Genomic DNA, 10,816 nt, shown 5'->3' on the forward strand with positions numbered 1-10,816 from the left:
AACATGGCCACTCTGCGCAGCTTCGCCATCAACCAGCTCCGCACCGTCGGCCACACCAACATCGCCGCCGGACTCCGCACCACAGCCCTCCGCCCCTACGAGCGACCGCTGGCCCTCCTCGGCCTCAACTGACCTGCACTGATCCATGATCAAACGACTTTGCAATCGCCCTGCCCCTGGCGGCGCTTCGCGACCCCGCTCGTGCCGACGCTGGCCCGGCTCGTGGCCGACGGCATGCGCCCGGTGGCCGCGCGAAGTGGCATGCAAACTGTGCGGAGAGTAATCGGACCCACCGTGCGGTCAGCCGGTGCTGTAGAGGTTGACGAGACGGATGTAGCGCACCCAGTCCCAGTCGGGTCCGGGATCCGTGTGGTCGGTGCCCGGGACCTGAGCGTGACCGAGAATGTGCGCGCGATCCTTGGGGATGCCGTAGCGGTCGCAGACCGACGCGGTCAGCAGAGCGGACCGCTCGTACAAGGCGTTGGTGAAGTACGCCGGCTGGTCGACCCAGCCCTCGTGCTCGATGCCGACGCTGCGGGTGTTGTAGTCCCAATTGCCGGCATGCCAGGCGATGTTCTGCTCCCGTACGCACTGCGCGACGTACCCGTCCGCCGAGCGCACCACATAGTGCGCGGAGACTCGCTTCGCCGGATTCTGAAAGATGTCGACCGTGTCCGAGAAGGTCTCCTGCGCGACATGGATGATCACGTACTGCACCGGATAGGCCGAAGGGCGCGTCGAAGCCGTGTAGTTGGACGTGGAAGCGGGCATCCAATGTGCGACCGGGTAGTCGGTGCTGCCCGCCTCCGCTGCAGCCATGGCACGGGTGGAAGCCGGCAGCAGAGCCGCCGCGGCAGTCGCCGCAGCGCCCTGAAGAATCCTTCTGCGGTGCATCAACGCTCCTGTGCGGGGAGGGGAACGGGGGGACGGTGTACGGGTCAGGGGGTGGGGAGCAGGGTAGCGGTCTCACGGAGGTGTCGGTGCAGTCCACGATGAGGATCACCCGGCGGCGTCCGATCATGGCTCGGTCACTGACCCGCCCGCCAGGATGTGATCGTCGCCGAGCGCGCCCGCCAGCACCGCCGCCGGATCGTCGCCCGCCGGGCCCGCCGGGTTCCAGCGACCGCGTTCCTTGCGATACGGCCACCAGCGCCCGTCCCGTCCGTACCGAAGCTGTACCCCGCCAGCCGTAACGGTCCAGCGGTTGCCCGCCGCCCGCAACTGCGGGCGCTCGCCGTCCTCCCACGCCTCGGCGAGCCGCGCACGGGCCCTGGCGAAGGACTCCGGATCGGGCGCCCATTCCTCGTCGAGCACTGCGAGCGCGGCCGCCCCGCCGTAACCCCAGGCTCGCACCGCCGTGTCGAGTTCGGCCCGCTGCCGCCCCGAACCGGTGCTCAGCCGTGCCACGATCCCCGGCTCGGGACGGGCATCGGCGACCAGCCGTACCACGTCCTGCTCAGGCGTCAACTCGCGTACCATCGGCTGCTGTTCGTGGCCCAGCGCAAGGGCTTCCGCCAGCATCCGATAGGCGCGTACCGCACTGTCCGTCACCAGGACCTCCAGTGCCGCCGGGTCGAGACCGGGCTCCGGTTCGGTCTCCGTGCGCAGCGACGGGGCGGGACCGGGCTCCGCGGGCAGCGGCGGGGGAGCGGGCAGTGGCGGCAGGATGTCCCGCGCGGCGAACGTCTCGTCCGCCCGTACGCCGCGCACTCGACGATCCTCCGCGGCGGAGGACTGCGCGGGTTCCCGTTCCGCGGCACGGACCGCGATCCGCACCTGGAGTTCGTCGAGCAGCCGCCGTTCACCGCGCCCGCGCATCAGCAGGAGTACGAACGGGTCCTGGTCCAGCAGCCGCGCGACCTGGTAGCAGAGGGCGGCGGAGTGCGGACAGTGGTCCCATGCCTCGCACGTGCACTCAGGATCCAGATCTCCGATGCCCGGCAGCAGATCGACTCCGGCCGCCGCCGCGTCCTCCACCAGATGCGGCGGCATCTCCCGGTCGAGCAGTGCGGCGATGTGCCCGGCCCGGTCGGCGGCCATGTCCAGGAACCGGTCCCACTCCTCCTCGCTCAGCTGCTGAAGCAGCACATCACTGCGGTACGCGGTCGAGTCCCAGTCCTGGACGACCGCGGTGATCCGACCGGGCTGTACGGAGACCGCGCCGACCCGCCCCTCGCGGGCGAACCGGCGCCCCTGCTTGACCTGTTTGCCGTCCAGCGCCGTGTCCTCCAGGGCCTTCAGCCATGCCCGGCCCCACCAGGACTCGGCGAAACCGCGGCCTCGCGCCGGCGGCAGGGCGGCGAAGGTTCGTTCCTGTTCCGGTGCCGACTCCTCATCGGCGATGTCGTCGGATTCGCACCCGTCGATCCCGTATGCGTCGTTCTCGTAGCCGTCACTCATCGCGCGCCCCCTCGCAACTCCACCAGATCCGCCAGTTCCGCGTCGGTCAGTTCTGTCAGCGCCGCCTCGCCGGAGCCGAGTACCGCATCCGCGAGACCCTGTTTGCGGGCCAGCATGTCGGCGATCCGGTCCTCGATCGTTCCCTCGGCGATCAGGCGGTGCACCTGTACCGGCTGGGTCTGCCCGATGCGGTACGCGCGGTCGGTGGCCTGTGCTTCCACCGCCGGGTTCCACCAGCGGTCGAAGTGCACGACATGGCCGGCCCGGGTGAGGTTGAGCCCTGTGCCCGCCGCTTTCAGCGACAGCAGGAAGACGGGGGCCTCGCCGGCCTGGAACCGGTCCACCATGGCCTCGCGTTCGGCGATCGGCGTGCCGCCGTGCAGGAACTGAGTACGCACTCCGCGCGCCGCCAGATGTTGTTCGAGCAGCTGTGCCATGTGTACGTACTGGGTGAACACCAGCACGCTCGCATCCTCCGCGAGGATCGTGTCGAGCAGTTCGTCCAGGAGCTCCAGCTTTCCCGAACGGTCCGCGATCCGCGGCCGCTCCTCCTTGAGGTACTGCGCCGGGTGATTGCAGATCTGCTTCAGCGCCGTCAGCAGTTTCACCACCAGGCCGCGCCGGGCGAACCCGTCCGCGCCGGAGATCTCGGCCAGGGTCTCCCGTACCACCGCCTCGTACAGACCGGTCTGTTCCGCCGTCAGCGACACCGTACGGTCCGTCTCCGTCTTCGGTGGCAGTTCCGGAGCGATGCCCGGATCGGACTTCCGCCGCCGTAGCAGGAATGGCCGGACCAGCGCGGCGAGCCGTTCGGCCGCCGCCGGGTCGCTGCCGTCCTCCACGGCCCGCGCGTACCGGGTGCGGAACGTGCCGAGCCGTCCCAGCAGCCCGGGCGTCGTCCAGTCGAGGATCGCCCACAGTTCGGAGAGGTTGTTCTCCACCGGGGTGCCGGTGAGTGCCACCCGCGCTCGCGCACCGATCGTCCGCAGCTGCTTCGCGGTCGTCGAGTACGGGTTCTTGACGTGCTGCGCCTCGTCGGCGACCACCATGGACCACCCGGCCTCGGCGAGCCTCGCCGCGTCGAGCCGCATCGTGCCGTACGTGGTGAGGACGAACTCGCCGTCCACCAGGCTCTCCAGGCTGCGGGACGCGCCGTGGAAGCGCCGCACCGGCGTGCCGGGGGCGAACTTCTCGATCTCCCGTTGCCAGTTGCCCATCAGCGAGGCCGGGCAGATCACCAGGGTCGGTCCGGCCGCCTCGTCGACGTTCTGCCGGTGCAGATGCAGGGCGATGAGCGTGATGGTCTTGCCCAGACCCATGTCGTCGGCCAGACAGCCGCCGAGGCCGAGCGAGGTCATGGTGTGCAGCCAGTTCAGACCGCGCAGCTGATAGTCCCGCAGCGTCGCGGCGAGTGCGGTCGGCTGACGGATCGTCTGCCGCTCGCCCGACTCGGGTTCGGCGAGCCTGGACCGCAGCCGGTCGAGCCAGCCGGTCGCCCGTACGTCCACCCTGTGGCCGTCGATCTCGGTGGAACCGGTCAGTACGGCGCCGAGCGCGTCGATCGGGGTGACCTTGCGGTCCTGCGCCTCGCGGGCGCGTCGCGCCTCCTCGGGGCCGATGAGCACCCACTGGTCGCGCAGCCGGACGATCGGCCTGCTGGCCTCGGCCAGGCGGTCCAGTTCGGCGCGGGTCAGCTTCTGGTCGCCGAGTGCGAACCACCAGTTGAACGCCAGCAGCGCGTCGGCGGACAGGAACGACGGGGTGTCCGACGCGGACCGTCCGTTGCGGGATTCGCCGTTGCTGTCGCCGCCGTTCTCGTCGTCCGGCGGGCCGATCACCGCGCGTGCGGTGAGGGTATGGGCGAGCTCCTTGGGCCAGTGCACCTGGACCCCGGTCGCGGCGAGCGCCCGTGCGGCAGGGCCGAGCAGTTCAGTGATCTCCTCATCGGCCGGATCGACGGAATCCGGTACAGCGGCGGACAGCAGCGGCGCCAGCGGCGGCCAGGCGCGGGCGGCGCGGCGCAGCGAGAGGAGGGCGTCCATCCGGGCCCGAGGACCGAACGCCGCCGCGGTCGGTGCGTTGCCCGCCCAGACGTCGGCGGCATCGGCGACCAGTGTCGGATCGCTGACGCTGTGGATCTGCAGGACCGCGCGGAAGGACGGCCCGACACCCGGCTCCGTGTGCTCGTGCACCCTGGGAGGACCGGTGAGCTCGATACGCAGCGAGAGCCGCACTCCCGCGTCGTGCCCGGCCGCGACATCAGCGGCCCAGCCACGACGGTCCGGGAGCTGCTGCGGCGTGTCGACGGCGAACGCCGGGCTGCCGGTGGCGAACACCGCTGCGGGCGTGCGCGGCAGGCCGTCCGCGACCGCGTCCAGGAATGCGCGCAGCAGCCGCTCCGGCTCCGGCAGCAGTACGGGCTCGGCGTCCTCGTCGAGCGGCACCGCATGGGCGGTGGGGGGCATGGAGGCCGCGAGGTCACGGATCCGGTCGAGATCGGCGGCCGTCAGGGGACCGGCCCGCCAGGTGTCGTGGTCCGTGGCGCTCAGCCCCGGCAGCAGCAGTCCGCGGGCGGCGAGTTGGAGGGCGAGGAGTGCGGCAGCGCCCCAGAACGCCGCCGCGGGATGGGAGTGCGCGGCCGCCCGCGCGCGGGTCAGAACGGGCAGGGAATCGCGTACGGGCAGCAGCAGTGCCGGAACACGGTACGGGCGGGCATCGGGCCCGACGACGGTCAGTTCCCCGACCGTCCCCGGGGCGTCGGGCGGGCTGCTGCCGTCCGGATGGCAGAAGGCGACCCGGCCGGTGCGGGCGGGGTCTGAGGGCAGGAAGACGACGGAGCAGCGGGAGAGCGCGGAGATCTCGGCGGGGGACGGCGCGGGAAGCCTGTGCACGGCGATGTCGGATTCCTCAAATTTGACTAGTGGATGCCAAGATCGCCGAGGGTACTCCGCGGCGGCGCTGTGCGGGAGCGCGATCACCGTGATCCACGTCACTTTCACGGGTGTCCGTGGGCTGTCGGGTGTAGCCAGCACCCCCCTGTGGGGAGGGGGCTGCCCCCCGGAATCCCGGGTGATGGCGCCATGGTTGGCGTGTGGCCTCCGCCCGTACGTTTCAACAGGTCAGAGCAGATTGCCAGCCTCCCAGAGACCGGAGACGCCATGCCCGAGGCCGTAGTCACCCTCGCGGACCGCACCCGCGACCGTGCCCGCAGTGCGGACAGCGCCGGAGGTGCGCGAGACGCCCCGGGCACCGGAGCTGCCGCACCGGCGGGACTCGAGCGAGGCACGGGGGCTTCCGGGAGCGACTTCGCGCCTCTCCTGCGGGCCGTCAAGGCACACGGACTCCTGAAGGAGCGCACCGGTTGGTACGCGGCACGCATCGCAGCCAACCTCCTCGCCCTGGGCGCCGTGACGACCGGCCTGGCCCTCCTCGGCAACACCTGGTGGACTCTGCTGCTCGCCCTGCCGTGGGCGGTCTTCTGGGCCCGCACCGCGTTCGTCGGCCATGACGCCGGACACGCCCAGATCACCGGCGTCCGAAAGGTGAGCCGGATCATCGGCCTGATCCACGCCAATCTGCTCCTCGGCATGAACGAGGCCTGGTGGAACGACAAACACGTACGCCACCACGCCAACCCCAACCACGTCGACAAGGACCCGGACGTCGGCGTCGGCGCCCTCGTGTGGACCCAGAAGCAGGCGGCCCAGCGCGAAGGCTTCGCCCGCTGGATGACCCGTAACCAGGCCCGGTTGTTCTTCCCGATGCTGCTCCTCGAAGGCATCGCCCTCAAGATCTCCGGCTTCCAGTACCTGCGGCGGCAGCCGGCCCGTGAGCGGGCCCTCTCGGCAGCCCTCCTCGTCACCCACCTCGGGTTGTACGCGACGCTGCTCCTCACCGTCATGTCTCCCGGCAAGGCCGTCGTCTTCGCACTCGTGCACCATGCACTCTTCGGGCTCCACCTGGGCATGGCCTTCGCGCCGAACCACAAGGGCATGGAGATGCCCGATCCCGACGGCGACCGCTGGGGGCATCTCCAGCGGCAGGTCCTCACCTCGCGCAACGTGCGCGGCGCCGTCCTCACCGACTGGTTGCTCGGCGGACTCAACTACCAGATCGAGCACCACCTCTTCCCGAGCATGCCCCGCCCCCATCTGCGCCGGGCACAGCCCCTGGTGCGCGCCCACTGCGAGGCGCTCGGCATGCCGTACGCGGAGACTGGACTCATCGAGTCCTACCGACAGGCGCTGCAGCACATGCACGAGGTCGGCGAACCGCTGCGGTGACCCGGCGGGAAGCCCGCCGCTGTGGGCCGGAACCGATGGGCACCCACAGGCGTTCTCACAGAAGGAGCGGCGTGAGCCGCGTAGGAGGCGTGGACGATGTCGAACAGCGCAAAGATTGCCATCGGGGGAGTTGTCGCGGCAGTCATCCTGATGCCGTTCATCGGATTCTGGCTGTCGCTGCTGGTGCTGATCGGAGTACCGACGGTGGCCTACCTGATGCTGGATCCCTCCCAGCGGCGCAGGCTCCGTAGGATCACCCGTAAGGAAATAGGCCGCTGAAAAGGGGTTCTTCGTAGATGAGCGGGACCGTCACCGTGGTGAGCAGTAGCGGGGTTTACTCATTCACCAAGCCGAACCGCCAGTTCCTCACCCTGCTGACCGGACTCGGAGTGGAGGGAGATGTTCATGCGGGAGTCACGGTGAAGCACCGTTCCCGCGTCGCACAGGACCCCACCCAGCCGAATCTGCGCCAGGTTCATCTCATCCACGAGGAACTCTTCGACGAGCTGCGTGCAGAGGGCTTCGAGGTCGCCCCCGGTGACCTCGGGGAGAACGTCACCACGCGTGGCGTCGATCTCCTCGAGCTGCCTGTGGGCACGCTGCTGCACCTCGGCGGCGAGGCCGTCGTCGAGGTCACCGGCCTGCGCAACCCGTGCCGGCAGATCGACACCTTTCAGGAAGGGCTGCTCAAGCAGGTCGTCGGCCGTGACGAGGCGGGCAACGTCGTGCGCAAGGCCGGGGTCATGAGCGTCGTCAGGACCGGCGGGGTGGTCCGGCCCGGCGACCCGGTCACGGTCGAACTGCCCGCCGAACCGCACCGACCGTTGGAGCGTGTGTAGAGGCGGACGGAGCCGACAGGGCAGCCGGGCCGCGCAGGTGGCCGGCGGAGCCCCCGGCTCCACCACAGGCCGACTCGCGACCCGGTGGCGCAGGCCGTGAAGGAGCAGGCGCTGCGAGTGACCTCGGCCCGGCCGTGGCTTGGGCGCCGGGACTCAGGCCGGTCGCACGGCGAGCGCGTCGAGTGCCTTCAGCAGACCGGGCAGCTCCGCCCCGCGGCCGACCGGCAGGACCTCGCCGGGTTCCTCGTCCAGCAGGATGAACGCGATGTCGTCGGTCCGGGCGACCAGGGACCAGCCGGGTCCGTCGGCTCGCAGCGTGCGGGCGTCACCGGGGGCGAACGAGGAGCGGATACGTCCGATCGGGGGCGGGCTGTCCACGTAGGCATGGACTTCTGCCAGCGCGCGACGGACACCGGGATGGACGCCGGCGGACACGGCGACGCCGGCCGGGCGCTCTTCATCGGTATCGGCACTGCCCGCGACGTCCGGACCCGCGAACGCCGTGGCGTCGTCGATCTGCTCGCGCCACGCCGCCCACTGCAACGCGATCTCGTCGGCGCCCAGCCGCCGCTGCGGAGGCCCCCACGACTCCGTGTCGGGAGGGCTCAGCGGCGGCAGATCGGTTCCCTCGGCCTCCGGGTCCGGCAGCGGGTCGTGCGGCGCCGGCACCCCCGGCGTGGCGACCGCCAGCGCCAGTGGCCAGCCAGGGAGCGCGCAGACCACCGAACGGTCGTCGGGGGAGAGGTCGTACTCCATACCGCAGTCCCAGGAGGCGATCGCGACGGCAACCAGGGACACGTCATCGACGACGACGGTCCACCGGGCCCCGCCGTCGTCCTGCCCGAGGACCAGCCCGTAGCCCTCGGCGTACGGTTCGAGGTCGAGTGCCGTGCAAGCCGCCGGGTAGTCGTCCCCGAGCACGCTCGGGAACTGCGCGGGTGTCAGCAGCACCGCGGTCAACACATACAGCGCGTCCTCGTCGGCGACTGTGTCGTCCGTCCCGGCCACAGCACCCTCCTCGTCCCTCATCGTTTTCCGTCGGCGCACCTTAACCAGTGGGTAACGCGGCCGTCGAGGCCCTGACAAGGCAGGACCCACCGCGCCGTCGGCGAGCAGACGGCGCGGTTCAGTCGGCGGGGAGACCGAGCAGCGTACGGGCCACGGTCTGCGGCGATTGGCCGGTCTCCCGCGCCAGCGCGGTGACCGCCCGGCAGGCCAGTTCGTTCACCCCGAAGGAGAGCGCCTCGGGTGACACCCAGCCGCTCGCTTCGTCCATCCGGTCGTGGTCGTCGTCCACGCAAGCCGAGACATAGGTGGCGGCCGCGTCGAACAGATTGTGCTGTTTGCGCTGCCCTTCCTCGCGCGGCGGCGCGGGCCGCTCACCCTTCCGGCCAGGTGACACTGCCTTCCGCAGAGTGCTGAGCATGTCGATCATGGGGGACCGCCTTCCGGGGAGCCGTGCACGCGTGGTGCCGTCGTACATACTTACGGTCTTCCCCTTCCGCGTAGAGTTTGACCTTCGACCGAGGAACGGGGGCAACGCGGTGAAGCGATACGACCGGCTGAAGGAGATCAGGCGGCTCGATCCGGAGCGGGACTTCCTGGAGATCTACCGGCTCACGGCGACGTACGAGTTCCCCTGGGACATCACCCGTGCGCTCGAACTGGCCCTGTACCGCACGTATGCGGTCCCCAGCATCGGCCGACTCCTCGCCGAAACGGCTGAGCTGACGGATCATTCGCAGAAACGCTACGACGACACCGCGCTGCTCCTCGACACCGTGGTGGAGCACGGTTTTGACAGCGACCTGGGGCGCACGGCGATCCGCCGGATCAACCAGATGCACCGAAGCTACGACATCAGCAACGACGACATGCGCTATGTGCTGTGTACGTTCGTCGTGGTCCCGAAGCGCTGGATCGACAGCTACGGCTGGCGTCGCCTCTCCGATCACGAACTGCGGGCGTTCGCCGTCTACTACCGCACTCTGGGCGCACACATGGGCATCAAGGATGTGCCGCAGACCTTCGAGGAATTCGAGCGCACGCTCGACACGTACGAGGACGAGCGCTTCGGCTGGGACGAAGGGGCGCGCAGCGTCTCCGACGCCACGCTGGCACTGATGGGCTCCTGGTATCCGGGTCCGCTCGCACCTGTCGTACGCAAAGCCAGCCTCGCCCTCCTCGACGATGCGCTGCTGCGGGCGTTCCGTTACGAACGACCGGGCCCCGTCGCACGCCATCTCACCCGTGGCGCGCTGCGGCTGCGGGCGAAGGCCGTGCGACTGCTGCCGCCCCGCTCCACCGCGCATTACGCGCGCCAGAACCCGGAGATCAAGGGCTATCCGGACGGTTACGAGGTCGGCGAGCTCGGTACGTTCCCGACTCCCGGCGTCGGCGGCTGCCTGATCCCGCACAAGCCGAGGCCGGGCGCCCCGGTCGAGTAAGAGGAGCGCGTAGGTCAGCCCGTCCGCACGGCGAGTGCGAGGAACCGTGCGTCCTCATCGGTGTACGAGACCAGTTGCCAGCCGGAACGGGCGAGCAGCCGCCGGAGGTTGGGCTCGGCCCGCAGATCGTCGTCCGTGATCTGCCGGCCGTGGCGTGCGGCCAGCGCGGCCCGGCCGATGGGGTGGAACAGCGCCAGCTGCCCTCCGGGACGTACGACGCGGGCCAGCTCCGCCAGGTCCGGCCCGGGGTGCAACAGATGCGAGATCAGCCCGGCACCGAACACCGCGTCGAGCACCCCTGCCCGCAGCGGCAGGCGGGCGACGTCGGCGAGGAGCAGCTGACCCGTGCGGTCGCGTCCGGCCTGTACCGCCGCGTCCAGCATTGCCGGTGTGAGATCGGCGCCCAGGACCGTACCGCACGGCCCGACGGCGGTCTGCAGGGCGGGCAGCGCACGTCCCGTACCGCAACCCGCGTCGAGGACGGCGTCGCCGGGGTGCAGCCCGAGGGCTTCGACGGCGGCGGCGTAGGCCGGACCGTCGTCCGGGAAACGGGTGTCCCAGTCCGCGGCGCGGGCGGTGAAGAAGTCCTGGACGTGTGTGTGGTCATCGGCCATCCCTAATCTTCGCAGGGAATCCCGGCCTTCAGGCCGGGCGGGAATGCGATCCTTGGCCCGGAGGCGCGGAGCGCCGGAGTGCTCTGCGTTGTCAGTGGCGCCAGCTATGTTGACCGGACTGACCGATGGGGGGTGGGTTGGATGATCCGTGCGTACAAGTTCCTCATGCGGCCCACCACGGGCCAGCGGATCGCGCTCGGCGAGATGCTGGCCGATCACTGCTCGCTCTACAA

10 protein-coding genes are annotated in these 10,816 nt (G+C 70.3%); 4 read left to right on the forward strand and 6 right to left on the reverse strand.

Annotated features, from left to right (window positions below):
- Positions 1-300: 300 nt before the first annotated feature.
- From AB0N06_RS35945 to AB0N06_RS35955, 3 genes are all read right to left on the reverse strand, one after another.
- A complete protein-coding gene (locus AB0N06_RS35945; protein WP_366138893.1) occupies positions 301-894 on the reverse strand; it encodes a peptidoglycan recognition family protein in 594 nt (197 codons plus the stop codon).
- Between the two features lie 123 nt (positions 895-1,017).
- Complete coding sequence (locus AB0N06_RS35950; protein WP_366138894.1) at positions 1,018-2,400, reverse strand: SWF or SNF family helicase; 1,383 nt, start codon at positions 2,398-2,400, stop codon at positions 1,018-1,020.
- Complete coding sequence (locus tag AB0N06_RS35955; RefSeq protein WP_366138895.1) at positions 2,397-5,291, reverse strand: DEAD/DEAH box helicase; 2,895 nt, start codon at positions 5,289-5,291, stop codon at positions 2,397-2,399. The genes AB0N06_RS35950 and AB0N06_RS35955 overlap by 4 nt, the downstream gene beginning before the upstream one ends.
- A gap of 267 nt (positions 5,292-5,558) precedes the next feature.
- On the opposite strand from AB0N06_RS35955, the gene AB0N06_RS35960 reads away from it, so the two are divergent.
- From AB0N06_RS35960 to AB0N06_RS35970, 3 genes are all read left to right on the forward strand, one after another.
- A complete protein-coding gene (locus tag AB0N06_RS35960; RefSeq protein WP_366138896.1) occupies positions 5,559-6,683 on the forward strand; it encodes an acyl-CoA desaturase in 1,125 nt (374 codons plus the stop codon).
- 96 nt (positions 6,684-6,779) lie between these two features.
- Positions 6,780-6,962: a hypothetical protein gene (locus AB0N06_RS35965; RefSeq protein ID WP_266977895.1), complete on the forward strand. Its 183-nt coding sequence runs from the start codon at positions 6,780-6,782 to the stop codon at positions 6,960-6,962.
- 17 nt (positions 6,963-6,979) lie between these two features.
- Positions 6,980-7,522, forward strand: a complete 543-nt coding sequence (locus AB0N06_RS35970) for an MOSC domain-containing protein (protein WP_366138897.1) — start codon at positions 6,980-6,982, stop codon at positions 7,520-7,522.
- A gap of 153 nt (positions 7,523-7,675) precedes the next feature.
- Here AB0N06_RS35970 and AB0N06_RS35975 read toward each other — a convergent pair whose 3' ends face one another.
- On the reverse strand, positions 7,676-8,530 hold the full coding sequence (locus tag AB0N06_RS35975) for a hypothetical protein (RefSeq protein ID WP_366138898.1): 855 nt from the start codon (positions 8,528-8,530) through the stop codon (positions 7,676-7,678).
- Between the two features lie 118 nt (positions 8,531-8,648).
- Positions 8,649-8,957 carry a hypothetical protein gene (locus AB0N06_RS35980; RefSeq protein WP_366138899.1) on the reverse strand — a complete coding sequence of 103 codons (309 nt, stop codon included), beginning with the start codon at positions 8,955-8,957 and terminating at the stop codon, positions 8,649-8,651.
- 109 nt (positions 8,958-9,066) lie between these two features.
- Between AB0N06_RS35980 and AB0N06_RS35985 the strand changes: the two genes are divergently transcribed.
- A complete protein-coding gene (locus AB0N06_RS35985) occupies positions 9,067-9,969 on the forward strand; it encodes an oxygenase MpaB family protein (RefSeq protein WP_366138900.1) in 903 nt (300 codons plus the stop codon).
- Between the two features lie 14 nt (positions 9,970-9,983).
- Here AB0N06_RS35985 and AB0N06_RS35990 read toward each other — a convergent pair whose 3' ends face one another.
- Positions 9,984-10,583, reverse strand: coding sequence for a methyltransferase domain-containing protein (locus AB0N06_RS35990; RefSeq protein WP_366138901.1), 600 nt, complete (start codon positions 10,581-10,583; stop codon positions 9,984-9,986).
- Between the last annotated feature and the right edge of the window lie 233 nt (positions 10,584-10,816).

The organism is Streptomyces sp. NPDC051020 (genome assembly GCF_040683105.1).
In the GTDB taxonomy this organism is placed as follows: Bacteria; Actinomycetota; Actinomycetes; order Streptomycetales; family Streptomycetaceae; genus Streptomyces.